The following is a 26134-nucleotide window of genomic DNA, read 5'->3' on the forward strand; positions in this document are numbered from 1 at the left end:
TAAACCGCAATTGTCACGCCTTTGCGACGATACAGGCGGCGCATTGCAACCCGTCACCATTCCCTTAGACTATGCGCAGGAATTTCCACAAACGAGGTCATCATGGATTTCAACCGCCCCGACATTGACGCCCAGACGCAACTGGAACTTGAGGCCGCCGCCTTTCGGACCCTACGCGAACACCTGATGGAAAAGCGAACAGACGTGCAAAACATCGATATGATGAACCTCGCCGGCTTTTGCCGCAACTGCCTGTCGCGTTGGGTACAGGAAGCCGCTGCTGAACGCGGAATCGAGATTGGCAAGGAAGAAGCGCGGGAAGCCTATTACGGCATGACGATGGAACGCTGGAAGTCTGAATTCCAGACCGATGCCAGTCCGCAAAAGCAAGAAGAGTTCAAAAAATCCTTTGCCGAGAATGTCGGCGACAAGGGCTAATCGAATGCGGTTAGCGGCGCTTTATATCAAGCGCCGCTGCCAAACTTAAACGGCGGCCTTGCGGCTCTCTTCGAGATAAATCTCGCGAAGGCGCGTCGCAACTGGGCCCGGTGTTCCTTCACCGATTTGCGCGCCGTCGACTTCAACAACCGGCATCACGAAGGTCGAGGCTGACGTGACAAATGCTTCGTCAGCATCCTTGGCTTCGTCGATTGTAAAGCTGCGCTCTTCAACCTTCATCTGCGCCTCTTGAGCAAACCGAAGCACGGCGTTTCGGGTAATCCCAGCGAGGATTTCGTTTCCAAGGTGGCGTGTGATGATGGTGCCGTTCTTTACGATATAGGCGTTATTGGATGTGCCTTCGGTAACTTTACCGTCTTCAACCATCCATGCGTCATCAACGCCTGCTTTTTTGGCCATCATCTTCCCCATTGACGGGTAAAGAAGCTGCACTGTTTTGATATCGCGGCGGCCCCAGCGTACATCTTCAATCGAAATGACCTTAATGCCTGTTTTGGCGGCGGGAGACTCTGCAAGGCCAGGCTTGTTTTGCGTGAACAGCACGATTGAAGACGGAACCTCATCCGGATCAGGGAATGCAAAATCACGGTCCGCTGGTGCGCCGCGGGTGACTTGAAGGTAAACCATCCCCTCTTCAATTCCATTCAGCTCGACCAGCTTGCGGTGAATTTCGATCAGCTCGTCCATATCAACAGGAAGCGCCAGATCAAGCTCGTTTGCCGAACGCTCAAGCCGCGCAGCGTGTCCGGCAAAATCAATCAGCTTGCCATCAAGAACGCTCGTAACCTCATAGATCCCGTCCGCCATCAGAAAACCACGGTCAAATATCGAGATTTTCGCTTCATTTTCCGGCAGATATTCACCGTTGACGTAAACAGTGCGGGTCATAATCACTCCTTAGCCCCAGAGTGCTGCGCGCGGCGGATGCACCCCGAGATCATCAAATTGCAATGGGTTGTCACGGTCTTGCGCCAACAAAAGCGGGCCGTCAAGGTCTGTTACCATCGCACCTTGAGCAACCAGTGTGGCGGGCGCCATTGCGAGGCTACTTCCAACCATGCAGCCGACCATCACTTTATACCCCTCAGCCAATGCTGCTTGCTTCAAGGAAAGCGCCTCTGTAAGGCCACCGGTTTTATCCAGCTTAATATTTACAACATCATATTTCCCTGCCAGCTCAGGAAGGGTCGCGCAGTCATGAGCGCTTTCATCGGCGCATACCGGCAAGGGACGCTCGATTTCAGACAGCATCTCATCCTCTCCTGCAGGAAGCGGCTGCTCGACAAGATCAACGCCCAACCGAATGAGATGCGGCGCGAGCTCTTGATAGACCTCAGCACTCCACCCTTCATTCGCATCAACAATAATACGCGATTTCGGCGCGCCGTGCCGAACGGCCTCAAGCCGCGCCATATCATCGGGCGTGCCGAGTTTGATTTTGAGCAACGGTCGATGCGCTTGTTTTGCGGCGGCGATCCCCATCTGCTGCGGAGAGTCGAGCGATAACGTAAAGGCGGTTATCTCTGGGTGCGGCGCCGCAAGCCCTGCCAGTTCCCACACGCGTTTTCCAGCGCATTTCGCTTCTAGATCCCAGAGCGCGCAGTCCACTGCGTTGCGTGCCGCGCCGGACGGCAACAGCTCTTGTAATCGCGCACGATCAAGCGGCATCGGTAAGGCCAGTATCGCTTCCGAAACAGACTCAATACTTTCCCCATAGCGCGGATAAGGGACGCATTCGCCCCACCCAGTGTGCGCGCCATCGGTGATCCGAACGGTTAGGACATGCGCATGCGTTCGGCTCCCCCGCGAGATGGTGAAAACTTCGGCAAGCGGGAACACATCGGTTGTAACAGTCAGCTTCATGAGGCCACCCTATATCGCGGCCAACGCATCCACCAGACGTCCAGCGCCATGGCGGAACGGGTCAACCGCCGGAAGCCCCATCCGCTCCTCTAATTCAGCTAGATATGCATTTGCTTCATCATCCGACATCGCGGCGGTGTTCACCGAAATACCAACGACCTTGCAATCCGGATTCGCCACTTCTGCCAGCGGCATGCACATATCGCGCAGCGCTTCCAGCGATGGAATGGCATAGTCAGGCAGGCCGCGCATATGCTTACGCGTAGGTTCATGAGACAGGATGATCGCATCGGGCTGCCCACCGTGGATAAGCGCCAAGGTCACACCGGAATACGACACATGGAACAGGCTGCCCTGCCCCTCGATTACATCCCAATGGTCGGCATCATTTTCCGGCGAGATATATTCAACCGCACCCGCCATGAAATCAGCAATCACCGCGTCAAGCGGAACACCTTGACCCGTGATTAGAATGCCGGTCTGCCCAGTCGCGCGGAAATCAGACTTCATCCCACGCGCACGCATCTCCGCATCAATCGCAAGACCGGTGTACATTTTCCCGACCGAGCAATCCGTTCCAACAGCCAGAACCCGTTTGCCGCTGCGCTTCTTTCCGTTCGCAATAGGGTAATCAATGCCCGGAACACGCACGTCATGCAGGCTTGTGCCATGCGCCATGGACGCAGCAACAAGATCGGCCTCGTCGCGGAGCAAGTTATGTAGCCCACTGGCAATGTCAAAACCCGCCTCGATCGCTTCGATGAGCACCTTTTTCCATGTTTCGGAAATTACGCCACCGCGATTGGCCACACCAATGACAAGCGTTTTTGCGCCCGCCGCCTTAGCATCTTCTAGCGACATATCGGTCAACCCGAGATCCGCCTTGCACCCCTCAAGCCGCATCTGGCCAACTGCGTTTTCCGGACGCCAATCCTTGATGCCCTGCGCTACTTTGGCGGCGAGTTGATCAGGCGCATCGCCTAGAAAGAGAAGATAAGGTGTGGGAATCATACTGTGCTCCTTTGCTTTGCGTACTATGACGACATTGCATTGGGCATTGTTTGCGAATTCACCGATTTGTGCGTAAATTTTCGAACATTTCGTCGTAAGATTAATATTTCGTCGAATAATTATCCAAACTACAACTCAAAAACGCAAGAATAACCACCCATCTAGGGGCTATTTTCTGCGCCTGCACAATAGCTCTTGCCATCAGCCGCGCAAGATTATACCAACAGCAATAACAATTTCGTAATTTACTTACTCGCAGAATTCCCAACGAGGTCCACATGAGTTTCAAATTGCAACCCGCTGTCCCAGCCCGCCCGAACCGCTGTCAGCTTTTCGGCCCCGGCTCTCGTCCTGCGTTATTTGAGAAAATGGCCGCAAGTGCGGCGGATGTCATAAACCTCGACCTCGAAGACAGCGTTGCCCCTAGTGACAAGGACGCCGCACGCGCCAATATCATCGAAGCCCTCGGCGACGTGGATTGGGGCAGCAAAACACTTTCGGTGCGGATCAACGGGCTTGATACGCCCTTTTGGTACCGCGACGTTGTGGACCTTCTCGAAAATGCTTCCGAACGGCTCGACCAGATCATGATCCCCAAGGTCGGCTGCGCGGCCGATATTTATGCGGTGGATGCGCTTGTGACTGCCATCGAGTCCGCAAAGGGGCGCGAAAAACAGATCGATTTTGAAGTTATTATCGAAAGTGCAGCAGGCATCTCGCATGTCGAAGAGATTGCGGCCAGCAGTCCGCGTCTAGTTGCCATGAGCCTCGGCGCTGCTGATTTTGCGGCCTCTATGGGTATGCAGACAACCGGCATCGGCGGCACACAAGAAAACTATTACATGCAGCACGGCGAAACGCGTCACTACTCCGATCCTTGGCATTGGGCACAGGCCGCAATTGTTGCTGCCTGCCGCACCCATGGAGTTCTACCCGTTGACGGCCCCTTCGGCGATTTCAGTGACGACGAAGGGTATCGCGCGCAGGCACGGCGCTCGGCCACGCTTGGAATGGTCGGCAAGTGGGCCATTCATCCAAAACAAATTGCCCTTGCCAACGAGGTATTCACACCCTCGGATGCGCAAATCACCGAAGCCCGTGAAATCCTCGCCGCGATGGAAACCGCCAAGGCCAACGGCGAAGGGGCAACCGTCTATAAGGGGCGGCTTGTGGATATCGCCAGCATCAAACAGGCCGAGGTGATTGTGCGGCAATCCGAAATGATCGCCAATTCAGCGGCATAGCCCGAGCGAGCGCGAATTTTCGGCTTTCGGAGCCAAAAGTCGGGCAAAGCCTGCCCCTCGGTCATTGCAAACCGCGCATTTCATCGTCATATATCGTGTCAAATTGGCACGGAGACCCCGATGAATAATTATCTCGAGTTTGAAAAACCACTCGCAGAAATCGAAGGCAAAGCCGAAGAATTACGCGCTCTGGCGCGGTCGAATGAAGAGATGGACGTAGAGGAAGAGGCCTCTGCCCTTGACAAGAAAGCCGAGGCGCTCCTCAAGGATCTGTATTCTGACCTGACCGCATGGCGCAAATGTCAGGTGGCCCGCCATCCGGACCGCCCTCATTGCCTTGATTATATCAACCAGTTGTTCACAGATTTCACCCAGCTCGCGGGGGACCGCAATTTTGCTGACGATCTCGCGATTGTCGGCGGCCTCGCGCGGATCGGCGATCAGGCGGTTGTTGTGATCGGGCAGGAAAAGGGCTCGGACACGAAATCTCGCGTTGAACGCAATTTCGGCATGGCCCGCCCTGAAGGGTACCGCAAAGCGATCCGTTTGATGGACCTTGCGCACCGCTTCAAACTTCCTGTTGTCACGCTTGTAGACACAACAGGCGCGTTTCCCGGTAAAGGTGCAGAAGAGCGCGGCCAGTCTGAAGCGATTGCCCGCTGCACAGAGAAATGCCTGCAAATCGGTGTTCCGCTTATCACGGTCGTGATCGGCGAAGGCGGCTCTGGTGGTGCGGTTGCGCTGGCGGCTGGCAATAAGCTCGTGATGCTGGAACATTCAGTTTATTCGGTGATTTCGCCGGAAGGCTGCGCTTCGATCCTTTGGAAAGACGCCTCCCGCATGCGTGAAGCCGCAGAAGCGCTGCGCGTAACGGCCCAAGATCTTTCGGCGCTTGGCGTGGCGGATGAGATCATTCCGGAACCCATCGGCGGCGCGCACCGCGATCCGCAAACAACAATCAAATCTGTTGGCGCCGCGATTGAGAAGCACCTCAAAGACCTGTCCAAGAAAAAGCCTGAAACGCTCATCAAAGAACGTCGCAAGAAGTTTCTTGATCTTGGCTCTAAAGGGCTCGCGGCGTAAGGACGCCAGATCAGTATTATTTAAGGCGGGCCCGCATGTGGCCCGCCTTTTTTTGTGCAATCAGTTTTGGGCATTTGTCGGGGCAAGCGCATAACGGAACAGAATTGCGGACGCGACTGCCGCTAATGTAAACCCCCAAGCGATCGTCCAAACAGGGCCATTGACCGTGCTCTCAATCACAGTTGCAAAAATAAACGCAACCACGCTCGAAACAGACGCAATGAGCGAAGAGCCCAGCCCTGCCAACTCGCCAAGCGGGCGCATTGCGAGTGCGCCAAGGTTTCCAAACAACAGGCCGAGCGCGAAAAAGGCGACCCACGCCAAAGCAAGAAGCAAACCAAGCGGCGGCTGCCCATCAAAACCCAATGCGGCAATCAAAAGAGCGCCACCGGCGCCGCCCATCAGCAGCAAGCCAATCCAAATTGGTCGCTCTAACCCTGTTTGACCAACAAACCGCACATTCAACATCAAGGCCGCGCCCATTCCTGTGGCAAGCAAAGCGATGAGTGCAGGCATTTGTGACTGTATCCCATAAAATTCGCCGAACAATTCCGCGGCAACGGCGAAATAGGCAAGCTGCCCGCCAAACACAAAACCTGTCGCAACGATGATAGGAAACACATCTCTCCTACGCACAACAATCGCAAAATTGCGTAGTAGCGGTCTGAGCTTGAGCGGCACGCGATTTACCTTCGGGTGAGTCTCCGGGTGGCGCGCCCAAAGCCAAGTTCCAAGGATTGCCGCAAGCACCAGATACCCCCAAAGCACACCACGCCATCCAGTGATTGCAGCGAGCGCGGCCCCAAGAGCGGGCGCAATCATCGGTACGAAGACCAGCAGCGTGAATATCATCGACATGACCTTGGCCATATCCGCGCCTTCAAACTGATCTCTGATCATCGCGCGCGTTCCGATTTTCGGCCCCGCGACACCCACTCCCTGAAGGAAGCGACCAAGGATCAAAGCCTCAAACGAAGTTGCGATGGCGGCCAAAACCGATCCGATCACGAAAATGGCCAACCCTGCGATGACCGATGGGCGTCTGCCGACTGCATCACTGATCGGTCCGATGGCCAATTCACCAACGGCCATACCAAGCACAAAGGCGGTAATTATCTGCCCGACTGAAAACGGTAACCCCGCCGACAATTCGGCATCAATTGCCGGCATCACTGGCAATACACCATCAATCGCAAATGCCGTAAGCGCGGTGAGCGCGACGTATAGAGCAATGCATTCGGCGCGGCTCATGTCTTGCTCCTGTAATGAGGTCCTATCTCGCTAGACTTAGCGAAATAGCGCGCTATGCCTTACCTTGTTGGCCCGCAGCAACGTCAAAGCCCGCCTCCTTCATGAGCGCGTTAGACGCCGGTTCAATTGCGGTTTCAAGTTTTGCCATAAAGGATTTCGTATCAAGGCCAGGCTCGATCCGTGGCAAAAACTCGACAACAGCAGTACCCGGTTTGCGGTAAATTCCTCGGCGGGGCCAAAACACGCCCACGTTTGCAGCAGCAGGCACACAAGGCTGACCCGTTTGGTTATAAAGCACGCCGACACCAACCTTGTACGGCAAACTTGCACCAGGCGCGACGCGTGTACCTTGCGGATAGATAATCAACTGCCCTGCTTGCTGCACACCGGATTTTACATCTTCGACCATCTGCTTGATCGCTGCGCCTCGCTGTCCGCGGTTTACGGGAACGCAACCAATCCGCATTCCATACCACCCCAAAATAGGCGCGTATTTCAGAATGGCCTTCATGATGAATTTCGGGCGCGGAACGACCGACACAATCATGATGATATCAAGGAAACTCTGGTGTTTTGCCGCGATCAGAACTTCGTCTTGTGGTATCTCTCCGCGGATTTCGGTTTTCAGACCTATCATCCACGACGCGCTCCAGCGCACGTATCTACAATAGGTATGCACCGCTTTAAACGCATACTCGCGATTGAAAATAGCAAGCGGCGTAAAGAAAATCGCCAGCACAAGCATCATCAGATACATCTGGCCACTAAACACAAGAGACCGCGCCCATTGAATGGCATACCGCATTACGTAAGTCCTTTTAAAACGCGCAACGCCGCAAAGCGCGTGGCTGCATAGGCAACAAACCCTGCGAGGAACGGAACCGCAAGCGGTAAGAGCCAATTCCAGCCGACAAAACTCAGCCCCGTCAGAAAGCCGCCCGCTTCTTCCGTGTTCGGCAGGAACAGCAGCGCAATGGCCGCCAGAACCGCGCCGAGCACACCTCCGGCGAAGGCGCGGAAGGTAAAGCGCCGAACAAAAGCACGGGCGATAAAGATGTCACGCGCCCCGACAAGGCGCAGAACGCCTATTATTTGTGCATTCGCCGCGAGAGCCGAATTTGCCGCCAGCGTGATCATGGCCGCCGTTGCGCCCGCGATGATTACAATAGACACAAGCCCAAGCGTTTGGAGACGAGACGCTGCCGCAACAAGGGGGCGCCGCCAGCGGGTGTGATCATCAAAAATCGCACCTGGAACTTCAGCCGCGAGACGCAATTTTAGCCCCTCAGCATCCAGACCTTGCTCATCCTCGACGACCTCGATCAATTGTGGGATCGGCAATGTTTCGACAGGAAGGTCGGGCCCGAACCATGGCGTTAACAGCGCCATTTGCTCTTCGGCTTCAAAGGCGCGCGACTCGGCAACACCTGGTGTGGTTTCCAACACGCGAAGGGCGGCTTGGGTTTGCGCGGCCACCTGATCAGCAGGCGCCGAAATCCGCACCGTTGCCGTTCGTGCAAGCTCGCCAGCCCAATGATCCGCAAGGCGGTCTGTGGCCACAGAAAGAGCGATCGCAAAGACCGCAAGGAAGCTCATAGCCGCTGCGGTAAAGACCGTAAGATTGGCGGTATATCCAGAGGGCGGCACAACGCTGTGAGACGCGCGATCACCATCAAACAACGCCCGAATACGGGAAAGAAATGCGTTCACAGGTCTGCTCCCGCCAGTTGAAGTTTGTGGTTAGAAATCCGCAAAACTCTTGAATTTACTTGATTTTTGGCCGCTCGAATGAGGTTGAGATCATGGGTAGCGATCATAATTGTCTTGCCCATCTTGTTAAGCTCAACAAGCAAACGCAACAGGCGCTGCGACATCTCCCAATCAACGTTCCCTGTAGGCTCGTCTGCAAGAATGATGTCTGGCGCCATAATAACCGCCCGCGCCAATGCCGCGCGCTGACGCTCCCCGCCCGAAAGCTGCGGTGGCAAGCTATCAGCATGACCATCAAGCCCCACCCATGCCAACAGATCACGAAGGTCATCAGGATTCACTTCACGCCCCGTGGCGGTGAGGGGCAAACAGACATTTGCCGTCAGCGGCAGGTGATCAAGGAATTTACACTCCTGATGAACCACCCCAATACGACTTCGGGTCTTGGCGATCTCGTCGCGCGAAAGCGTGGTTACGTCTTTGCCAAAGACATTGACCTGCCCCGCGGTGGCCTGTAATTCCATGTAGCACAGTTTGAGAAAAGTCGTTTTCCCCGCGCCCGAAGGACCAGTCAGAAAGTGGAACGAACCCGGAGAGAGTTTGAGCGACAAGCCAGACAACAGGTCTCTTCCGCCATAGTTGTAGGCCGCATTTTTGAGCTCGATCACTGCGAATTCCCTATCGATTAAACTGCCACAGTTTTGCCTAAGGTGGTGAAAGGATTCAATGGCTCGCGGCAAAACCTTTGTTTTTTCTTGTGTGGGTGTTAATAGTTACCGCAAGAGTAGAAAAACAAGCGCGGTCAATGCGCTCCACAGGAAAGATGATGCGATGCGTCTGGTTTGCCCCAATTGCGAAGCACAATACGAGGTCGAAGCGCGGTTAATCCCTGACGAGGGCCGCGATGTTCAGTGCTCTAGCTGTGGCGATACATGGTTCCAGAAATCACAAGCAATGCTGGACGAAGAGGCCGCCGAAGCACAGGCCGATACCACAGAAATTGCTGAAGACTCTCCTGCTGAAGCACATGAGAATATTGCGGAGATTGACGGCATCATTGAAGACGAGCCTGCGGACGCCGCCGAAGATGATGCAACAGCGGATATTGACGAATCCTTCTTTGATAAAAGCCCTTCAAGCGCCGAGGAAACAGCCCTCGAAGACGACGAAGTTGCAAATTTCTACGAAGAAGTCGGGGAAGAAGAGCCAACAGAGCCTGACGAAGAGGCCTCCGCATCTGCCGAGCTTGAGCGTCCCGAACTCGACGCAGCTGTCCTTGATGTTCTGCGTCAGGAAGCGGAGCTTGAAACCCGCGCACGCGAAGAAGAAGGCACGGCAAACCTCGATATTCAGACAGACATGGGCCTTGAGGAGCAAGAAGCTCCCGCAGAGCGCGACGTTGCCGAAGCCATCGCCAGTTTGCCAGAAATAGAAGCCGCAGAGCCCGCAGATGATGTCGCGGCTTCTCGAAGTGGCCTGCTTCCGGACATTGACGAGATCAACTCAACGTTGCGCGCGGAATCCGATCGCAAGACAACCGAAACCGCAGACAGCGATGAAGAAGCCGCAAACCGCAGTGGGTTTAATTACGGGTTCAGCATTGTGATCATGTTGGTCGGTATCCTGTTCGGCGTCTATGTTCTCGCGCCACAGCTTGGCCAGAGCGTTCCTGCAATTGACGGCACTCTCAAAGTTTATGTCCGCACGGTTGATGCCGGACGTGTGCAGCTTGATCAGGCTATGGAAGCGGTCATTCGTAAGTTGAAAGAAGAGCCTGAAGTCACGCTCGGCGCAGAACCAGAGGCCGATAGCTCAGCCGAGAATACTGAAGCAACGGAAAGCTCTGACGCCGCCCCTGCGACCGAATAGGTTTCAGCAGAGCATCGCTTTAGAAATCATCCAACAAACGCTCTAAGTAATCTCGCTCGATCTGTGGGCGTGACTGATCTTGGTACCTGCGCTGGATTTCGTCCATGAGATCGCGCGCGCGCTCGTAGGCATCTGGATCATTGGCGAACTCACCATCACTCCCGACGCCACCACGCGTTCCAGGGGTGCGCCCAAGCGGATCACCAGAGTTGTTCCCTTCGTTCTGAGCGGAGCGGCCTGCCTGCCCATTTTGAGACCCTTGCCCATTTTCCGCGCGGGCTTCACCCAATTCGCGTAGACCGTCACGAAGCGCATCAATCGCTTCGGCTTGACGGTTTAGAGCGCCGGGGATGTTCGACTCTCCCAGCGCATCGCCAGCTTCATCCATCGCGCGCTCTGCTCTTCGCATGGCATCCTCGACCGTGTCGTTGCCACTGCCGGCGCCACCGCTTTGTTGATCGCGTAGCGCATCCGTTAACGCACGTTGCCGGTCTTCGAGCGATCCTCCACCTTGTCCACGGTCATCGCCCTCACCGCCGCCTTCTTGCGAACCGGCCTCGCCACCATCAGATTCTCCATCTTCGGATCGCGACTCTCCGCCACCATTTCCCGGCGCTTGGCCTTGCTGCTCGGATTGGCCCTGCTGCTGGCCGTTCGGGTTGGATGGGTTGTAGGATTCTTGCAATTCTCGGAAAGCTTCGTCAGAAAGTTCCTGTTGTTCGCGCAATGTCTCTTCGAGTGCATCCATGGCACGGTCGCTTGGCGTCTGGCCGCGTCCTTCGCCTTGGCCCTGCGCGATTTGCATATTCTCCATCATCTCCAGCAACATATCGAGGAGCTGCTGTGCCTCTGCCATGCGGCCCTCTTCCATGAGCGCCTCGATCTGCTCCAAGAGCGCATCTATCTCGTCTTGGGTGACTTCCTGACCTTGATCGTTCTGCGCAGTTTGCTGATCTTCGGCATTTGGAGCATTCTCCGCCAACTGGCGCATGTAATCATCCATGGCGTCACGAAGTTCCTCCATCAACTCGGCGATCTCTTCCTCGCCCGCGCCGCGTTCCATTGCTTCGGATAGCCGCTGCCGCGCGCGTTCAAGGCGCGCCTTGGCATCTTCTAACCCACCTTCCTCAAGGCGAAGGGCAACATCCCAAAGCGCATTTGCAATACTTTCCTGCTCCGCCTCATCAAGCCCATCCGCATTTGCGGTTTCAAGCTCGGCCAGCGCCGCTTTGAGCATCAAAAAACCGCTGCTATCAACGTCCATTTCTTCTGGAAGGTTGCTCACAGCACGCAAAACCTGCGCAACCATCGGCCCGTTAACCCGCGCCCAAAGCAAATCGCGGCGCAACTCTGCAACCGCGCTCGCAAGCGGATTGAAAAACGTTCGCTTCGGCAGGCTCATCGCAACGAATTCTTGGCCAAGTTGGCCAAGGCCGTCCTCAACCGAATACGCCAGCCGAACAGGAAGCCCCGCCCACGGGTGCGCCGCGAAGTCTTCTGCAAAAACATCTTCGAAGTCGTCGCGCCAGCGCGTCAACGGCATCGGTAGATCATAGGTTTCAATCTCGAACGGATCCGGCTCAACCATGCGCCCATAGCGCCGATCCACGGCCGCGAGATCAAGCTCGACGTCAACGCTTCCGCGCAGAACGCCAAAGTCGTCTATCCCGTGAAACGTTTGGGCCAGTTCACCATCAAGTGTGGTTTCTGCTGTTTCCGGCAGAATGATAATTGGCGTCTGATCCGGCAACATAGTGATGTCCCATCGCGCCGGAAAATCGCCTTCAACCTCTAGCAAACCAGACCGGCTGACAACGAAATCGCTGTTTTCCGTCGCACCATCCTGTCCGGTTTCATCAAGCGAATGGGTGATGCGAACCCCACCGTCCTGATCATAAAGCCGCAATTGGATAAGGCTCCCTTGCGCCACTTCGAGCGCATCTTCTCCGATAAGGTCGTTAAGATAGAGATTAGGAAGCCCTGTGTAGCGCGGCGGCTGTATCCACCCCTCCCACTTCGCGCCGGATGCGATTGGCCCTGTTACCATTGCACTGCGCGTTACAGGAACCGTGGTCAAGTTTCCGAGTGATCCGAAAAACACAGCGACCGCGAACACAAGGACAGCAATGAGGCGCAACGCGTATGGGTCTTTATCCGCCAATCGAAGATCGGGGAGTGGCACGCGGGCCTGCCTTGCAATTATCGACATGCGCGCAAGGTGGGTTTGCCAAACGGCTTTGGACGCCGGATCATCGGCGCCAATTGTTTGACTATCAGTCAGAGCGGCGAGCGGCCTGCCTTGTAGGGTTTCATCAAGTCGGTCCAGTGCGGCGCGGCGGCTTGGCGGTTTGAATGCCCGAACACCGACCACCAACAAGATGAGGCCAAGCAAAGCAACGAAACCAGCGCCAATCAGAAACACCGTTTCCGGCAACATCGCCGAAACGCCGAGCAAACCAAGCCCCATAACCAATAGAGCGAGCGACACCAAAGGCCAGAACGCCTGCAGCAATGCATCGGCGCACATTCCAACCCACGTCCAGCGCAGCCGCCAACGCAGGGCTTTCAGAACGGAATGTTGCGCGCGTTTGGGCGCATGGGATTGTTTCAAAACCAATCGCTCCCGCAATAACTTCGTGGCCCGAAATCATGCGGCATCGCGCCTAAATTCCGCGAATAGCCTAGAGCCACTCCGGAACTGTATCGCGCGCAATCATTTCTTGGAAGGTCGGGCGGGACCGAATGACAGCGAATTGATCGCCCGAGACGAGCACCTCTGGGATCAGGGGGCGCGAATTATACTCGCTCGCCATTACAGCGCCATAGGCTCCCGCCGAGCGAAACGCCACAACGTCGCCTGCCGCTAACACGGGCATGTTACGCCCTTTCGCGAAGGTATCACCGCTTTCGCAGACTGGGCCGACTATATCATAGGGCTGCTGTTCTGCTCCTGCTGCTGGCTCCTTCAGCGGGATAATATCATGGTGCGCGGAATACATAGACGGGCGCACGAGATCGTTCATCGCACCATCAATAATTAGGAAATCACGGTCCTCGCCGGATTTCACATAAATCACTGAGCTCACCATAATCCCCGCATTGCCTGAAATAAGCCGCCCGGGTTCGATCTCGATCTCACAACCCAAATCACCGAGGGTGCGTTTGATCAGTTCACCGTATTCAATTGGCAGCGGTGGCGCTTCGTTTGAACGCTCATAAGGAATGCCAAGCCCGCCCCCAAGATCAAGTCGCGTGATTTCGTGACCATCCGCGCGCAATACTTCAGTCAACTCACGCACCTTCTGATAGGCCAGCTCGAACGGCTCAAGCTCCACAAGCTGCGAGCCGATATGAACATCAATACCCATGATCTTCAGCCCCTTCAGCGAAGCAGCCAGCGCATAGACTTCCCGCGCTCGTGAAATCGGAATGCCGAATTTGTTTTCGCTTTTGCCCGTGGCGATTTTTTCATGGGTCTTGGCGTCGACATCAGGGTTGATACGGATCGCAATCGGCGCGACGGTTCCAAGAGAAAGCGCCACCTCGTTCAACGCCAACATCTCTGGCTCGCTCTCGACGTTGAACTGACGGATGCCGCCGGTTAGCGCCGCGCTCATTTCCTCGCGGGTTTTCCCAACACCGGAAAAAACAATCTTGTCTCCCGACACACCAGCGGCCCGAGCGCGCGCATATTCGCCGCCAGATACCACATCCATGCCAGCGCCAAGGCCCGCCAGGAGCTTCAGTACCGCTTGGTTGGAGTTTGATTTCATCGCGAAACAGACGAGGTGGTCTGTGCCTTCGAGCGCTTCGTCAAACAGCTTGAAATGGCGCGTTAGCGTTGCGGCAGAATAGATATAGCACGGTGTGCCGACGGATTTGGCTATCTCTGCAACGGGTACATCTTCGGCGAAAAGCTCACCGTTACGATAGAGAAAATGATCCATGTCGCGCCTTTCCTTTGCCTGCCCATACGATTGCATCACAGGACCCTTGCGCCGCTCTTAGCAGAGTCAGCACGGAATTCAATTGAAACAAAGCAAAGAGAGCGCGTTAGAAGCCGATCGACAGGCCGAAATTCCCAGAAGATATCCCGACACGTCCGCCCATACCGCCGGAACCGATATAAAGGTCACCGCCGACAACTGGACGGTTCGCATCGTAATAAGGATCGGGAATATAGGGGTCTTCAGGGTTTGCCGGATAAGGATAGGGATCAGGACGCGTGCAAGAAGCAAGCGCAGCAGCACAAAGCAGCACAACAATAGCCTGTTTCATCCTTGCTCCTTTCCCGCAACCGTCACGCGCCGCCTAGCGCATCACAACGCCAATTCGTGCCTCGCCCGAAATCGAAATCCCCGGTGGCGGGTTATCGTTAACCGACGGAGGAGGCGTAGGGCGACCGTCCACACCACAGGCAGACAGTGTTGCAGTCACAGCAAGAAAAGCAAGGATTCTCATCCGCTACCCTTTGTTTATGCGTCGCCGTTATCCAGCGTCGTGTTCCAACGTTCGATCTGCGCCCGCACGAGACTTGGTGCGGTGCCGCCATAGGATGTGCGGGACGCCACAGAATTGTGTACACCAAGCACGTTAAACACATCTTCGGTGATATGTTCGTGGACGGATTGCATATCAGATAGGGTCAGGTCTGGCAGATCGCAAGATTTGCTCTCGGCCAACGCTACCAGCGTACCTGTTACGTGATGCGCATCACGGAAGGGCATATTCAGCTCACGAACCAGCCAATCCGCAAGGTCCGTCGCGGTGGAGAACCCTGTGGCGGCCGCAATCTCGAGGTTTTCGCGGTTTGCTGTCATATCGGCCACCATTCCGGTCATGGCCGCAAGCGCGAGCATCAGGCTATCGGCAGCGTCAAACACCTGCTCTTTATCTTCCTGCATGTCCTTGGAATAGGTCAGCGGCAAGCCCTTCATCACAGTAAACAAACCAACCATCGCCCCAAGGATACGGCCAATTTTGGCGCGAATTAGCTCTGCGGCATCGGGGTTTTTCTTTTGCGGCATGATAGAGGAGCCGGTTGAGAAGCGATCCGACAAAGCAACAAACCGGAATTGCGCAGAGGACCAGATGACCAATTCCTCGGCAAAACGGCTGAGATGCATTGCGGTGATCGAGGAGGTCGCGAGGAATTCCAGCGCAAAGTCACGATCCGCCACCGCATCAAGCGAGTTGGCGGCGGGGCGATCAAAGCCCAGCGCCTCTGCTGTCATGTGGCGGTCAATCGGAAAGGACGTACCCGCAAGTGCGGCACTTCCAAGCGGGCTTTCGTTCATCCGCTTCCGTGCATCGCGGAAACGACTTAGATCGCGACCGAACATCTCGACGTAGGCCATCATGTGATGCCCCCATGTCACCGGCTGCGCCACCTGAAGGTGCGTAAACCCCGGCATAACCCAATCTGCGCCCGCCTCTGCCTGTTTCAATAGAGCGCGGATAAGGGCTTCGAGACCCTCGATTGCCGCATCAACCTGATCACGGACCCAAAGGCGGAAATCGGTCGCAACCTGATCGTTGCGACTCCGACCCGTGTGTAAACGGCCCGCTGGCTCGCCAATGATCTCCTTCAAACGGCTTTCCACATTCATATGGATATCTTCGAGCGCGGTAGAGAACGGAAACTCTCCTGTCTCGATCTCTGACAAAACGGTGAGAAGGCCTTCCCTGATCGCTTCGGCATCGCTATCTGTGATGATGCCTGCGCTTGCCAGCATTGCGGCGTGGGCACGAGACCCCTCGATGTCTTGGGAAGCCATACGTTTATCAAATCCGATCGATGCGTTGATCGCTTCCATGATAGCGTCTGGTCCGGCAGCAAAACGGCCGCCCCACATTTGGTTCGAGGTCTTGTTTGTCATAATCCTTGGCCCTTTGGAGGGAAAACATGCGGTTACTTTGGTTAGCTTCCCTATACGCGGGCGCAGCCCTAAGCGCAAATGCTGCCTTGGCAAATATTGCGGACCTGCGCGAAGGTATGTTGGAAAAGCTCCAAATCCACGACGCCCCCATCGCCGCATCGCAAGCTATCTACTTTGACCCAGACAATGGCGAACACACTCTCGCTGAGTATGAAGGGAAAATAGCCGTTGTGAATTTCTGGGCCACATGGTGCGCGCCTTGCCGCGTAGAAATGCCAAGCCTTGATCACCTTCAGAAAGCCTTTGACCGCAGTGATCTTGAGGTTGTCACCATTGCAACCGGCCGCAACCGGCTTCCGATGATTGAAAAGTTCTTTGCCGAAGAAGGGTTAGAGGAACTGCCGATCCTGCTCGATCCCAAAAGTGCGCTTGCCAAAGATATGGGTGTTGAGGGGCTTCCAGTCACCGTCGTGCTTGATCGCAACGGTCAGGAAATCGCGCGGCTGACAGGGGGCGCGGAATGGGATACTGAAAGCGCCCTTGCAATCTTTAACGCGCTGGTCGCGGAATAGTTACTTTAGGGCAGTATTGCGGACTCTTTCGTAGCAAGGGCAGTCGGTCAGATGGTCATTGACCATTCCAACAGCTTGCATGAACGCATAAACAATCGTCGGACCGCAAAATTTGAACCCGCGTTTCTTAAGGTCTTTGGATATCTTCGCTGAGAGTGGCGTAGACGCTGGAACTTCGGAAATCTCGTTAAATTTGTTCTGAATTGGCGTGCCGCCGACGTAATTCCAAAGGTAGGTGGAAAACCCCTGCTCGGCCTCGATCTCCTGCCACACGCGCGCATTCGAGATGGTCGCTTCGATCTTGCCGCGATGACGAATGATGCCTTCGTTCTGTAACAGGCGCTCCACTTCAGGCGCACCCCACTGAGCAATCACATTTGGATCAAACCCTTGAAAAGCCTCTTGAAAGTTCTCGCGCTTTTTGAGGATCGTGATCCAGCTTAACCCCGCCTGAAAGCCATCAAGGATGAGCTTTTCCCACAAAGCGCGGCTATCAAAAACGGGCACCCCCCATTCCTCGTCATGGTAGGCAATGTAGATGTCTTCGGAACCGACCCAATCGCAACGCTTTGTCATTTCACCCCCGCTTGCAGAAACAATTAAAATCTAGAACAAAATGAAAACATTCACCAGCTATTAAAGAAATGCATGCCAAAGTAGCGTTCCCCTACGGAGGCAAACATGATTTCAGACGAGTCAGGGTCAATTCGCAATATCGAAGACGGACTGGATAGCCCGTTTTCCGCAGCTATGGCAGAGCAAGAGCGGAACATTCTTGCGATGGTGCGCCGCGCCCTTGACCGCAAACAAACCGTGCTCGCCTATCAACCCGTCGTACAAGCAAACAACCCTGGCAAAGTTGCTTTTTACGAAGGGCTTGTCCGCGTTCTTGACGAAACTGGGCGCATTATTCCTGCCCACGAATTCATCGGCACAATCGAGAACACAGAGCTCGGCCGCATCATCGATTGCCTTGCGCTTGAAATGGGGCTTAAGGCCTTGGCGGCCGAACCGGGTTTACGCCTATCGATCAATATGTCGGCGCGTTCGATCGGATATCAACGCTGGATGAAAACGCTCGAACACGGGCTAGACGAAAATCCAACTGTCGGCGAACGTCTTATCCTTGAGATTACAGAAAGTTCGGCCATGCTCATGCCCGAGCTTGTCACCACCTTCATGGATGTCCTCCAAGCGCGCGGCATTGCCTTTGCGCTGGATGATTTCGGCGCGGGGTACACTGCCTTCCGCTACCTCAAAGAGTTCTTCTTCGACATCATCAAGATTGACGGACAGTTCATCCGCGGCATCGCCAACAACTCCGACAATCAGGTTATGACCAAAGCGCTCGTATCCATCGCCGAGCATTTCGAAATGTTCACAGTTGCCGAAAGCATAGAGAACAAAGAGGATTTGGCCTTCTTGCAATCCATCGGTGTAAATTGCCTTCAGGGCTACTATTTTGGCGCACCTACGATCAATCCGCCTTGGCAACGGGCAGAATCGCAAAATATCGCCTAATTTATCACCTTTCCCTTGCGTTACCCTGAGACACCCTGTCCATTGAGTGTGACGGGGATTTTCCATAGGATTCTTCCCAAGGAACGGGACTTGCCTGATTCCGATACGGCAGGTCCCTTTTTCAGATTCGGAAAAGGACTGTTTTATGACCAATGTCGTTATCGCCTCTGCAGCACGAACAGCAGTTGGCAGCTTTAGTGGATCTTTCGCAAACACCCCGGCTCATGACCTCGGCGCGACCGTGCTCTCAGCACTTGTTGAACGTGCCGGCATCGACAAAGCCGAAGTCTCCGAGACAATTCTCGGTCAGGTCCTAACGGCAGGTCAGGGTCAAAACCCCGCTCGTCAAGCCCACATCAACGCCGGGCTCCCCAAAGAAGCGGCGGCTTGGGGCCTTAACCAAGTTTGTGGCTCTGGTCTGCGTGCTGTTGCACTTGGGGCGCAACACATTCTTCTGGGTGATGCAGATATCGTCGCCGCTGGCGGTCAGGAAAACATGTCTATGTCTCCTCACGTCGCGAACCTGCGTCCAGGCCAGAAAATGGGCGACATGAAGTTTATCGACAGCATGATCCGCGACGGTCTTTGGGATGCGTTTAACGGGTACCACATGGGCACGACGGCGGAAAATGTTGCCAAGCAGTGGGAAATCACGCGCGAAATGCAAGACGAATTCGCCGTCGCAAGTCAGAATAAAGCCGAAGCCGCACAGAAAGCGGGCAAGTTTGTTGACGAGATCGTACCGTTCATCGTCAAGACACGAAAAGGCGAGATCACTGTGGACGCCGATGAATACATCCGCCACGGCGCAACCATCGAAGCCATGCAAAAACTGCGTCCCGCATTTGATCGCGAAGGCACGGTTACAGCCGCAAACGCGTCCGGCCTTAACGACGGTGCTGCAGGCGCATTGCTTATGACCGCAGAAAACGCCGAAAAGCGCGGCATAGAACCACTCGCCCGCATCGCAAGCTATGCAACCGCGGGTCTTGATCCATCGATCATGGGCATGGGGCCGGTGCACGCCAGCCGCAAAGCGCTTGAAAAGGCGGGCTGGAAAGCGAGCGACCTCGATCTTGTTGAAGCCAACGAGGCGTTTGCCGCTCAAGCTTGTGCCGTTAACAAAGACATGGGCTGGGATCCCGCAATCGTAAACGTCAATGGCGGCGCCATCGCAATTGGCCACCCGATTGGCGCATCCGGCGCACGTGTTCTCAACACTTTGTTGTTCGAAATGAAGCGCCGTGACGCCAAGAAAGGCCTTGCGACTCTTTGTATTGGCGGCGGCATGGGCGTTGCTCTTTGCGTCGAACGCGACTAAGAGTCAATTAGGGGCGCAACTAAATTGCGCTCCTGCATAAAAATTAGAAATTAAATTTCAGGGAGACCACATGTCGAGAGTTGCACTAGTCACAGGCGGAAGCAGAGGCATAGGCGCTGCTATTGCCGTAGCACTCAAAGAGGCCGGATATACCGTTGCCGCCAATTACGCCGGAAACGACGAAGCGGCGGCCAAGTTCACCGAAGAAACCGGTATCAAAACCTACAAATGGTCGGTTGCTGATTACGACGCCTGTGTTGAAGGCATTGCAAAGGTCGAAGCCGATCTTGGTCCGGTCGAAATTCTGGTAAACAACGCGGGCATAACCCGCGACGGCATGTTCCACAAAATGACCCGCGAACAGTGGCAGGAAGTGATCGACACAAACCTCTCTGGCGTCTTCAACATGACTCATCGCCTTTGGAATGGCATGCGCGACCGCAAATTTGGACGGATCATCAACATCAGCTCGATCAACGGCCAAAAAGGCCAGATGGGTCAGGCAAACTATTCCGCCGCCAAGGCGGGCGACCTTGGATTTACCAAAGCACTCGCGCAGGAAGGTGCGTTTAAAGGGATCACGGTTAACGCCATTTGCCCCGGTTATATCGCAACTGAAATGGTTATGGCCGTTCCGGAAAAGGTACGCGAAGCAATTATCTCGCAGATTCCGGTTGGTCGTTTGGGCGAAGCCAGCGAGATCGCGCGTTGCGTTGTTTTCCTCGCTTCGGATGACGCTGGCTTTGTGACCGGCTCGACCATCTCCGCGAACGGCGGCCAATACTTTACCTAATCATCTTAGTTGTATGACTGAGGGGCCGGAATCTCCGGCCCCTTTTTTATGCCGTAACGACCTTGCCGTTTTGGGCGGTTCGAGCGGCAAAACGCTGAAGCCCGAAGAATTTCCGAAACGCTTTGGCGCGCTCGACATGGGCTCTCTCAATGATCTCGCGGTGATGCGGGTCTGAGGTCACGATATACATGGCATCTCCTTTGGGTTTGTTTTCCTGTTGCAAACAAACATAGTCGCCCTGAAAAAACTGACAAACGAGACTTTTCATACCTTCAGTTAAGTTTTACTTATCTGAAATGTCTGACGCACTCCCGCCACTCACAGCCCTAAGAGCCTTTGAAGCGGCTGCGCGCCACATGAGCTTTGCGCGCGCTGCCGATGAGCTTCACGTCACGCCTGCGGCCCTGAGCTTTCAGATCAAATCGCTGGAAGCGCATCTTGGCACACCCGTTTTTAAGCGCCTTAATCGCGCCGTTGAGTTAACAGAAGCAGGCGCCACACTTGCCCCGAGCCTTACGGATGGCTTTAACCACCTGAACCACGCTTGGCGCACAGCGCGCAGACAGGCCGACCATAGTGTACTCATCATCACAGCAGGCCCCGCGTTCACCACAAAATGGCTCGCGCCACGACTATACGGTTTTGTACAAGCAGAGCCGGATATCGAACTCCGTTTTTCTGCAACGCTGCGTATGATGGACCTCGCGCGTGACGATGTTGATGCCGCTATTCGTTTCGGTCCTGGCGGCGACAAGGGCGTTTACTCGCGCACTCTAATTAACGAGTGGGTTACGCCGATGATGACACCCGCGCTTGCGGAACAGTATCGCACACCCCGCGACTTACTTGGCGCGACTTTGCTGCACCAAGATATATATCCGTTTCGCAAAGATGGCCTGACATGGAACAGCTGGTTCGCCGCGCAGGGCCTGCCCGCCCCCCCAGAGAATGGCCCTCGCTTCGCCGATGCAGATCACGCCCACTCCGCGGCACTTGCCGGATCAGGCGTGGTTTTCGGACGCTACTCTCTCGCCGAACAGGCCCTTCGTGACGGCCATCTGGTAGCACCATTCCGGCTCGCAATTCGCACGAAGCACCGTTATCGCTACATTTGCCCGTTGGGTGCGGAAACACGCCCTCATCTCGCACGATTTGAGACTTGGCTGTTTAATGAGGTCAAGAAAATGCAACCATTCTCAGACAAACATGACTTCATCGACGAAGAAGACCTCGCAAGATGACCAAAGCTACAGCAACCGCAGTCGGAAGTATTGCCATCCTGCTTTGGGCGCTTCTGGCACTTTTTACCGTCGGAACAGCACCGCTCCCTCCATTGCAAGTCAATGCAGTTGCGTTTGCGATTGGTGGCGCGCTCGGGTTGATCTGGATTGCGGTGAATGGCGAATTTGCGGCTCTGCGCGGTATCAGTTGGAAAATCTATGCTTTCGGCACTGCTGGGCTGTTTGGTTACCACTTTCTTTACTTTTCAGCATTGCGCATGGCCCCTCCAGCAGAAGCAGGGTTGATCGCTTACCTTTGGCCGCTACTCATTGTTTTGTTTAGCGGGCTATTGCCAGGGGAAAACTTGCGCGCGATGCATCTGGTCGGCGCCGCCCTTGGCTTTACGGGCGCTGCGGTTTTGCTTGGGGGCGGGACAGGATTTGAAGCAGAGCATCTAACCGGCTACGCACTTGCGCTTTGTTGTGCTGTGGTCTGGGCGAGCTATTCCGTGATTTCTCGGCGGCTAAGCGCAACGCCGACGGCCTCTGTCACGGTATTTTGCCTACTGACCTCTGCGCTTTCGTTCACAGCACATCTCGCCTTCGAAGAAACCATCTGGCCGGAAACGCCCCTCACTTGGCTCGCATTGATCGGGCTTGGGGTTGGCCCCGTTGGGATAGCGTTTTTCGTTTGGGATATCGGCATGAAAAAAGGCGACGTCCAATTGCTTGGCGTCGCCTCTTACGCTGCCCCGATCCTGTCGACACTGGCGCTTATTCTCGCTGGAATTGCGGCACCAAGCTGGTCGCTTGCGCTTGCGTCTGCGCTTATCGCTGGCGGGGCTGCACTGGCGGCACGCGCCAGCGCAAAATCATAGTTTTGGGTTCGCTATTGAGCGGACAACCTGTTGATTTCTTCTTTCAACCGGAGTTTTTGCTTCTTCAGTTCCGCAACGACAAGGTCATCCGTCGAGGGGCTGCGCTGTGCGGCTTCGACGTCATGGGAGAGGTTTTCGTGTTTCCTCCGGAGCTCCTGCAAATGCGAACTCATGGTCATAGTCGTCCTCCTTTTTTGTTGAAATGCTACGCTCCTAGAGGAGCATAATTTTACATAATTGTCACGTTTCTCGTTACAAGTGTCGCTATTTTTCGCTTCCCTAACGGAACCCTCGGAATTCCCTTAATTTTCTGGAGTTCACGGAAAGTTTAACGCGGCCCCATCGCGGAGAATCGCTCTGATCTCTGGCAAGTAACTGTCTGCATCCTTAACGTGATCCCGCCCTTCATGAAGATGAAGCGGCGCGTGTAGTTTGAACTCTGCCCTGCCCCCTTTGCGCGCGCGCATCAATACGCGATGCGCCCCGCGCCCAACCCGACCGGTCACAGGTAAGACTTCGATACTCCCAAGGTGTTCCCGCGCTTCGGCGAGCAACTCGGGCAAGCGCTCCACATCTTGAACAACCGAAAGCACACCTTTGGGCCGAAGCCGCTTGGCCGCTGTTTCAATCCAAAGCCCGAGCGGCGCGTCTTCTGTAAATGCGGTTTCCTTGCCCGCGTCCCCAGATTTCTTGCGGCGCTTTTCAACGTAATAGGGCGGATTTGCGATTACATGATGAAATTGCCGATCACGTACACTAAGCGGCATCACGCGCAGGTCAGCACAAACGATCTCTGCAACATGTCCGTTTGCTTCGGCATTCTTGCGCGCAAGGTCAGCATAGTCCGTCTGTAGCTCAACGCCCGTCAGCTCAAGCCCGTTCACTCGAGCACCCAGACACAAAAGCGCGGTTCCAACACCACACCCAAGCTCTAGGACGCTTTCGCCACTAGACGCCGGAACCGATGCGGCCAAAAGCACCGGATCCGCCCCCGCGCGATAGCCCACTTCGGGTTGCAAAATCTGGAGCTTCCCGCCAAGGAAGGCGTCTTTTGTGACAGAGGCAAAGCCCATTAGTCTTGTCCGGTCGGAATTTCGTTATCTCGGATCACGGCACTTGCGCGGAAATGATCCTGATCGCGCACCATCAAGCGGCGCGGCAATATGCCAATGGACCCTTCGAGGATGCTTATATTTACGTCCATTTCAAAGCAGTCTATACCCTCCCCTTGAAGGAGCGCTTGCGCGAAGGCAATGACTGTCGGATCGTTTGTTCTAAGAAGCTCTTTCATATCGGGGATGTAAGACCCAAAGCATCCATTTGTCGAGGGGGATGACGAGAGCGTGATGGGATTGGACGAGGCCACAGTTAAGCCGCATGAACGGCTAAGTGCCGCGCTGGCAACAGAACTTTCGCAAGTAAATTCGCTTATCCGAACTCGGATGGCATCAGAACACGCGCCACGTATCCCAGAGGTGACGGCGCATCTTGTCGAAGCTGGAGGCAAGCGACTTCGCCCGATGTTGACGCTCGCTGCGGCACGGATCTGCGGCTATTATGGCCCTTATCACATCCACCTTGCGGCCACGGTTGAATTCATCCACACAGCAACCCTTTTGCACGACGATGTCGTTGACGAAAGCGGACAGCGGCGCGGGCGGCCTACGGCCAACCTCTTGTGGGACAATAAATCGTCAATCCTTGTCGGCGATTATCTCTTTTCCCGCAGCTTTCAGCTGATGGTCGAAACAGGGAGTCTTCGGGTTCTTGATATTCTCGCCAACGCCTCGGCCACCATCGCAGAGGGTGAAGTGCTTCAGCTTACAGCGGCGCAAGACTTGCGTACCGATGAGGCAATTTACCTACAGGTCGTGCGCGGCAAAACCGCCGCGCTTTTTTCCGCAGCAACCGAAGTTGGCGGTGTTATTGCTGGCGCACCGGACCCCGTAACCAAAGCACTGTTTGATTATGGCGATTCACTCGGCATTTGCTTCCAGATCGTTGATGATTTGCTGGATTACTGGGGCAGTGACGCCACAGGCAAAAACATCGGCGATGATTTCCGCGAGCGCAAACTAACGCTTCCTGTGATCAAAGCCGTAGCCAAGGCAGACTCCGAGGAGCGTGCGTTCTGGGAGCGTACGATTGAAAAAGGTGATCAGCGCGACGGCGATCTTGAGCACGCGCTCGATCTTCTGGCAAAGCACGGCGCGCTAGAGGCAACTCGAGCAGATGCACTTAACTGGGCCGCGAAAGCGAAATCCGCTCTTGAAGCCCTTCCCAACGATCCGATCCGAGATATGCTTTCAGACATCGCGGATTACGTTGTGGCGCGGGTAAACTAGGCGGAAGCAGACGGAATACTACGCTCCGGCTTGAATTCGTCCGGGATGGCATCACGTCCCTCAAGGACCAATTCCGACATGCATTGCGCAAGCTTGGGTGCCATGCCAAAGCCGATCTTGAAGCCACCATTCGCGATAAATTGCCCGTCGCGCCCTGGATAGCGCCCAACAATCGGCGCGCGTTTTTGGCTCCGCGGACGCGCGCCTGCCCAACGCTCAATTACCGGCGCATTTGCTAAAACAGGAAACGTCTCGCGCGTTTTAGCGAGAAGGTCATCGAGCAGCTCGTCGGTTTCGCTTGCGTCGTTAAAATCGCGTTCGGTCGTAGAGCCGATTGCGGTTGTCCCATTGGCATGTGGAATGACGTGTATGCTGTTGGCGTAAAGCTGCGGTTTCCCCTCTATACTCAAGCCAAGCAGGGCCGCCTGCCCCTTTTCGCCCCCGCCAATAGGGGCATCAAACTCAGATGACAGCGCTTCTAACCCAGCCGCACCGGTGGCCCAGATCACGGTTTTGGCGTTCGCGGGTGGAGTGTCTTGCCCAAGGGTAATCTCACCACCAAGCTTCTGGATGCTGCTTGCGAGTGCACGGGTTGCGAGCCGCGGATGCATCCGAGCAGAGAGTGTATCGTGAACAAGCAGCCCAGTTTCACTCTTGGGCGCCCATTCCCCAAACTCAGCCGCAGAAACAACCCGCCACTCCGCTTTGCCCCGCCAATGGTCTTTGGCGAATTCGGCGCGTTCGTGGGCAAGCTCCAGCATCCGCTCTGTGTTGATCGGCTGCAATCGCCCAATACGGCCATAGCCCGTGGCTTCGTTTGAAATCTCTTCCACCTCGCGCCAAAACGGCTCTGCCATAACAAGGCTCTCAAACTGAAACTGTTTCTTGCTGTTCCACCGCTCCGGTGTATGTGGAGCAAGTGCGCCAACGAGTCCGCCGCTAGACCCTGCGCCAATATGATCTTTTTCAAGAACGCGGACCTTGGCGCCGGCTTTCGCACAAAGAAAAGCAATGGAGAGGCCAAAAGCGCCCGCGCCCATAATGGTAATTTCCGCCATTGCAAATCCCCTCGACCTTGCTCATTGTCGCGCCGTTGCGGCACATGTAGGACATTT

Annotated in this window: 29 protein-coding genes; 11 read left to right on the plus strand and 18 right to left on the minus strand. The window is 55.3% G+C overall.

Annotated elements, in window-relative coordinates; genetic code table 11:
- Nucleotides 1-102: 102 nt before the first annotated feature.
- Nucleotides 103-438 carry a DUF1244 domain-containing protein gene (locus tag OU789_RS12405; protein WP_274655866.1) on the plus strand — a complete coding sequence of 112 codons (336 nt, stop codon included), beginning with the start codon at nt 103-105 and terminating at the stop codon, nt 436-438.
- A gap of 45 nt (nt 439-483) precedes the next feature.
- On the opposite strand, the gene OU789_RS12410 is transcribed toward OU789_RS12405, so the two are convergent.
- The 3 genes from OU789_RS12410 to dgcN are packed head-to-tail and all read right to left on the minus strand — an operon-like array spanning nt 484 to nt 3333.
- On the minus strand, nt 484-1347 hold the full coding sequence (locus tag OU789_RS12410; protein WP_274655867.1) for a D-amino-acid transaminase: 864 nt from the start codon (nt 1345-1347) through the stop codon (nt 484-486).
- 9 nt (nt 1348-1356) lie between these two features.
- Nucleotides 1357-2322: an N-acetyl-D-Glu racemase DgcA gene (gene dgcA / locus OU789_RS12415; RefSeq protein ID WP_274655868.1), complete on the minus strand. Its 966-nt coding sequence runs from the start codon at nt 2320-2322 to the stop codon at nt 1357-1359.
- A gap of 9 nt (nt 2323-2331) precedes the next feature.
- A complete protein-coding gene (dgcN, locus tag OU789_RS12420; protein ID WP_274655869.1) occupies nt 2332-3333 on the minus strand; it encodes an N-acetyltransferase DgcN in 1002 nt (333 codons plus the stop codon).
- Nucleotides 3334-3611: 278 nt separating this feature from the next.
- Between dgcN and OU789_RS12425 the strand changes: the two genes are divergently transcribed.
- Together OU789_RS12425 and OU789_RS12430 are read left to right on the plus strand one after the other, a co-directional pair.
- The gene (locus OU789_RS12425; RefSeq protein WP_274655870.1) at nt 3612-4577 is read left to right on the plus strand and encodes an L-malyl-CoA/beta-methylmalyl-CoA lyase; all 966 of its coding nucleotides are present in this window, start codon (nt 3612-3614) and stop codon (nt 4575-4577) included.
- Between the two features lie 120 nt (nt 4578-4697).
- Nucleotides 4698-5660: an acetyl-CoA carboxylase carboxyltransferase subunit alpha gene (locus tag OU789_RS12430; RefSeq protein WP_263952141.1), complete on the plus strand. Its 963-nt coding sequence runs from the start codon at nt 4698-4700 to the stop codon at nt 5658-5660.
- A gap of 60 nt (nt 5661-5720) precedes the next feature.
- On the opposite strand, the gene OU789_RS12435 is transcribed toward OU789_RS12430, so the two are convergent.
- From OU789_RS12435 to OU789_RS12450, 4 genes are read right to left on the minus strand one after another with little or no spacing between them, the layout of a single operon-like run.
- On the minus strand, nt 5721-6911 hold the full coding sequence (locus OU789_RS12435; protein ID WP_274655871.1) for an MFS transporter: 1191 nt from the start codon (nt 6909-6911) through the stop codon (nt 5721-5723).
- Between the two features lie 52 nt (nt 6912-6963).
- Entirely contained in the window at nt 6964-7716 is a 753-nt protein-coding gene (locus OU789_RS12440) for a lysophospholipid acyltransferase family protein (RefSeq protein WP_274655872.1), read from the minus strand.
- Nucleotides 7716-8621 carry a cell division protein FtsX gene (locus tag OU789_RS12445; protein WP_274655873.1) on the minus strand — a complete coding sequence of 302 codons (906 nt, stop codon included), beginning with the start codon at nt 8619-8621 and terminating at the stop codon, nt 7716-7718. The genes OU789_RS12440 and OU789_RS12445 overlap by 1 nt, the downstream gene beginning before the upstream one ends.
- Complete coding sequence (locus OU789_RS12450) at nt 8618-9289, minus strand: cell division ATP-binding protein FtsE (RefSeq protein WP_263952136.1); 672 nt, start codon at nt 9287-9289, stop codon at nt 8618-8620. The genes OU789_RS12445 and OU789_RS12450 overlap by 4 nt, the downstream gene beginning before the upstream one ends.
- A gap of 163 nt (nt 9290-9452) precedes the next feature.
- Between OU789_RS12450 and OU789_RS12455 the strand changes: the two genes are divergently transcribed.
- Nucleotides 9453-10490, plus strand: a complete 1038-nt coding sequence (locus OU789_RS12455) for a zinc-ribbon domain-containing protein (RefSeq protein WP_274655874.1) — start codon at nt 9453-9455, stop codon at nt 10488-10490.
- 19 nt (nt 10491-10509) lie between these two features.
- Here OU789_RS12455 and OU789_RS12460 read toward each other — a convergent pair whose 3' ends face one another.
- The 5 genes from OU789_RS12460 to argH all read right to left on the minus strand — a co-directional run bounded on the left by OU789_RS12460 (nt 10510) and on the right by argH (nt 16369).
- Complete coding sequence (locus OU789_RS12460; protein WP_274655875.1) at nt 10510-13101, minus strand: DUF4175 domain-containing protein; 2592 nt, start codon at nt 13099-13101, stop codon at nt 10510-10512.
- Between the two features lie 70 nt (nt 13102-13171).
- Nucleotides 13172-14437, minus strand: coding sequence for a diaminopimelate decarboxylase (gene lysA, locus OU789_RS12465; protein WP_274655876.1), 1266 nt, complete (start codon nt 14435-14437; stop codon nt 13172-13174).
- A gap of 106 nt (nt 14438-14543) precedes the next feature.
- Nucleotides 14544-14768: a hypothetical protein gene (locus OU789_RS12470; protein ID WP_274655877.1), complete on the minus strand. Its 225-nt coding sequence runs from the start codon at nt 14766-14768 to the stop codon at nt 14544-14546.
- A gap of 33 nt (nt 14769-14801) precedes the next feature.
- Nucleotides 14802-14951, minus strand: coding sequence for a hypothetical protein (locus OU789_RS12475; RefSeq protein WP_263952130.1), 150 nt, complete (start codon nt 14949-14951; stop codon nt 14802-14804).
- Nucleotides 14952-14965: 14 nt separating this feature from the next.
- On the minus strand, nt 14966-16369 hold the full coding sequence (gene argH, locus OU789_RS12480) for an argininosuccinate lyase (RefSeq protein ID WP_263952129.1): 1404 nt from the start codon (nt 16367-16369) through the stop codon (nt 14966-14968).
- Nucleotides 16370-16395: 26 nt separating this feature from the next.
- On the opposite strand from argH, the gene OU789_RS12485 reads away from it, so the two are divergent.
- Nucleotides 16396-16941 (plus strand): TlpA disulfide reductase family protein, encoded by a 546-nt coding sequence (locus tag OU789_RS12485; protein ID WP_274655878.1) that lies wholly within the window; start codon nt 16396-16398, stop codon nt 16939-16941.
- Here the strand turns inward: OU789_RS12485 and OU789_RS12490 are convergent, their stop codons facing one another.
- Nucleotides 16942-17517 carry a DNA-3-methyladenine glycosylase I gene (locus OU789_RS12490; RefSeq protein ID WP_274655879.1) on the minus strand — a complete coding sequence of 192 codons (576 nt, stop codon included), beginning with the start codon at nt 17515-17517 and terminating at the stop codon, nt 16942-16944.
- Nucleotides 17518-17622: 105 nt separating this feature from the next.
- On the opposite strand from OU789_RS12490, the gene OU789_RS12495 reads away from it, so the two are divergent.
- From OU789_RS12495 to phbB, 3 genes are all read left to right on the plus strand, one after another.
- Nucleotides 17623-18462: an EAL domain-containing protein gene (locus tag OU789_RS12495; RefSeq protein WP_274655880.1), complete on the plus strand. Its 840-nt coding sequence runs from the start codon at nt 17623-17625 to the stop codon at nt 18460-18462.
- A 145-nt stretch (nt 18463-18607) separates the two neighbouring features.
- Entirely contained in the window at nt 18608-19783 is a 1176-nt protein-coding gene (locus OU789_RS12500; RefSeq protein WP_274655881.1) for an acetyl-CoA C-acetyltransferase, read from the plus strand.
- A gap of 70 nt (nt 19784-19853) precedes the next feature.
- Entirely contained in the window at nt 19854-20576 is a 723-nt protein-coding gene (gene phbB / locus OU789_RS12505) for a beta-ketoacyl-ACP reductase (protein ID WP_274655882.1), read from the plus strand.
- Between the two features lie 46 nt (nt 20577-20622).
- On the opposite strand, the gene OU789_RS12510 is transcribed toward phbB, so the two are convergent.
- Nucleotides 20623-20766: a hypothetical protein gene (locus OU789_RS12510; protein WP_263952122.1), complete on the minus strand. Its 144-nt coding sequence runs from the start codon at nt 20764-20766 to the stop codon at nt 20623-20625.
- Between the two features lie 106 nt (nt 20767-20872).
- Here OU789_RS12510 and gcvA point away from each other — a divergent pair, with 106 nt between their 5' ends.
- Nucleotides 20873-21817, plus strand: coding sequence for a transcriptional regulator GcvA (gcvA, locus tag OU789_RS12515; protein ID WP_274655883.1), 945 nt, complete (start codon nt 20873-20875; stop codon nt 21815-21817).
- Entirely contained in the window at nt 21814-22674 is an 861-nt protein-coding gene (gene yddG, locus OU789_RS12520) for an aromatic amino acid exporter YddG (protein ID WP_274655884.1), read from the plus strand. Before gcvA ends, yddG begins: the two co-directional genes overlap by 4 nt.
- Nucleotides 22675-22685: 11 nt before the next feature.
- On the opposite strand, the gene OU789_RS12525 is transcribed toward yddG, so the two are convergent.
- The 3 genes from OU789_RS12525 to OU789_RS12535 form a co-directional block, all read right to left on the minus strand.
- Nucleotides 22686-22853: a YdcH family protein gene (locus OU789_RS12525; RefSeq protein ID WP_263952119.1), complete on the minus strand. Its 168-nt coding sequence runs from the start codon at nt 22851-22853 to the stop codon at nt 22686-22688.
- A gap of 138 nt (nt 22854-22991) precedes the next feature.
- Nucleotides 22992-23747 carry a tRNA1(Val) (adenine(37)-N6)-methyltransferase gene (locus OU789_RS12530; RefSeq protein ID WP_274655885.1) on the minus strand — a complete coding sequence of 252 codons (756 nt, stop codon included), beginning with the start codon at nt 23745-23747 and terminating at the stop codon, nt 22992-22994.
- On the minus strand, nt 23747-23965 hold the full coding sequence (locus tag OU789_RS12535) for a putative signal transducing protein (RefSeq protein WP_263952117.1): 219 nt from the start codon (nt 23963-23965) through the stop codon (nt 23747-23749). Before OU789_RS12535 ends, OU789_RS12530 begins: the two co-directional genes overlap by 1 nt.
- Before the next feature lie 55 nt (nt 23966-24020).
- Between OU789_RS12535 and OU789_RS12540 the strand changes: the two genes are divergently transcribed.
- Nucleotides 24021-25019 (plus strand): polyprenyl synthetase family protein, encoded by a 999-nt coding sequence (locus OU789_RS12540; protein WP_274655886.1) that lies wholly within the window; start codon nt 24021-24023, stop codon nt 25017-25019.
- Here the strand turns inward: OU789_RS12540 and OU789_RS12545 are convergent.
- A complete protein-coding gene (locus OU789_RS12545; RefSeq protein ID WP_274655887.1) occupies nt 25016-26077 on the minus strand; it encodes an NAD(P)/FAD-dependent oxidoreductase in 1062 nt (353 codons plus the stop codon). The two genes, OU789_RS12540 and OU789_RS12545, sit on opposite strands and share 4 nt — an antisense overlap.
- Nucleotides 26078-26134: the final 57 nt, after the last annotated feature.

The sequence above is a fragment of the Halocynthiibacter sp. C4 genome (assembly GCF_028823805.1).
Classification (GTDB): Bacteria; Pseudomonadota; Alphaproteobacteria; order Rhodobacterales; family Rhodobacteraceae; genus Falsihalocynthiibacter; species Falsihalocynthiibacter halioticoli.

What these genes read in the sequence shown, in the direction of transcription:
- OU789_RS12475 (WP_263952130.1), bottom strand. Translation starts at nt 14,951, where the DNA reads ATGAGAATCCTTGCTTTTCTTGCTGTGACTGCAACACTGTCTGCCTGT.
- OU789_RS12530 (WP_274655885.1), bottom strand. Translation starts at nt 23,747, where the DNA reads ATGGGCTTTGCCTCTGTCACAAAAGACGCCTTCCTTGGCGGGAAGCTC.
- OU789_RS12510 (WP_263952122.1), bottom strand. Translation starts at nt 20,766, where the DNA reads ATGTATATCGTGACCTCAGACCCGCATCACCGCGAGATCATTGAGAGA.
- gcvA (WP_274655883.1), top strand. Translation starts at nt 20,873, where the DNA reads ATGTCTGACGCACTCCCGCCACTCACAGCCCTAAGAGCCTTTGAAGCG.
- lysA (WP_274655876.1), bottom strand. Translation starts at nt 14,437, where the DNA reads ATGGATCATTTTCTCTATCGTAACGGTGAGCTTTTCGCCGAAGATGTA.
- dgcN (WP_274655869.1), bottom strand. Translation starts at nt 3,333, where the DNA reads ATGATTCCCACACCTTATCTTCTCTTTCTAGGCGATGCGCCTGATCAA.
- OU789_RS12545 (WP_274655887.1), bottom strand. Translation starts at nt 26,077, where the DNA reads ATGGCGGAAATTACCATTATGGGCGCGGGCGCTTTTGGCCTCTCCATT.
- OU789_RS12500 (WP_274655881.1), top strand. Translation starts at nt 18,608, where the DNA reads ATGACCAATGTCGTTATCGCCTCTGCAGCACGAACAGCAGTTGGCAGC.
- phbB (WP_274655882.1), top strand. Translation starts at nt 19,854, where the DNA reads ATGTCGAGAGTTGCACTAGTCACAGGCGGAAGCAGAGGCATAGGCGCT.
- OU789_RS12535 (WP_263952117.1), bottom strand. Translation starts at nt 23,965, where the DNA reads ATGAAAGAGCTTCTTAGAACAAACGATCCGACAGTCATTGCCTTCGCG.
- argH (WP_263952129.1), bottom strand. Translation starts at nt 16,369, where the DNA reads ATGACAAACAAGACCTCGAACCAAATGTGGGGCGGCCGTTTTGCTGCC.
- OU789_RS12540 (WP_274655886.1), top strand. Translation starts at nt 24,021, where the DNA reads ATGGGATTGGACGAGGCCACAGTTAAGCCGCATGAACGGCTAAGTGCC.
- OU789_RS12495 (WP_274655880.1), top strand. Translation starts at nt 17,623, where the DNA reads ATGATTTCAGACGAGTCAGGGTCAATTCGCAATATCGAAGACGGACTG.
- OU789_RS12405 (WP_274655866.1), top strand. Translation starts at nt 103, where the DNA reads ATGGATTTCAACCGCCCCGACATTGACGCCCAGACGCAACTGGAACTT.
- OU789_RS12455 (WP_274655874.1), top strand. Translation starts at nt 9,453, where the DNA reads ATGCGTCTGGTTTGCCCCAATTGCGAAGCACAATACGAGGTCGAAGCG.
- OU789_RS12430 (WP_263952141.1), top strand. Translation starts at nt 4,698, where the DNA reads ATGAATAATTATCTCGAGTTTGAAAAACCACTCGCAGAAATCGAAGGC.
- dgcA (WP_274655868.1), bottom strand. Translation starts at nt 2,322, where the DNA reads ATGAAGCTGACTGTTACAACCGATGTGTTCCCGCTTGCCGAAGTTTTC.
- OU789_RS12525 (WP_263952119.1), bottom strand. Translation starts at nt 22,853, where the DNA reads ATGACCATGAGTTCGCATTTGCAGGAGCTCCGGAGGAAACACGAAAAC.
- OU789_RS12485 (WP_274655878.1), top strand. Translation starts at nt 16,396, where the DNA reads ATGCGGTTACTTTGGTTAGCTTCCCTATACGCGGGCGCAGCCCTAAGC.
- yddG (WP_274655884.1), top strand. Translation starts at nt 21,814, where the DNA reads ATGACCAAAGCTACAGCAACCGCAGTCGGAAGTATTGCCATCCTGCTT.
- OU789_RS12440 (WP_274655872.1), bottom strand. Translation starts at nt 7,716, where the DNA reads ATGCGGTATGCCATTCAATGGGCGCGGTCTCTTGTGTTTAGTGGCCAG.
- OU789_RS12425 (WP_274655870.1), top strand. Translation starts at nt 3,612, where the DNA reads ATGAGTTTCAAATTGCAACCCGCTGTCCCAGCCCGCCCGAACCGCTGT.
- OU789_RS12435 (WP_274655871.1), bottom strand. Translation starts at nt 6,911, where the DNA reads ATGAGCCGCGCCGAATGCATTGCTCTATACGTCGCGCTCACCGCGCTT.
- OU789_RS12490 (WP_274655879.1), bottom strand. Translation starts at nt 17,517, where the DNA reads ATGACAAAGCGTTGCGATTGGGTCGGTTCCGAAGACATCTACATTGCC.
- OU789_RS12470 (WP_274655877.1), bottom strand. Translation starts at nt 14,768, where the DNA reads ATGAAACAGGCTATTGTTGTGCTGCTTTGTGCTGCTGCGCTTGCTTCT.
- OU789_RS12410 (WP_274655867.1), bottom strand. Translation starts at nt 1,347, where the DNA reads ATGACCCGCACTGTTTACGTCAACGGTGAATATCTGCCGGAAAATGAA.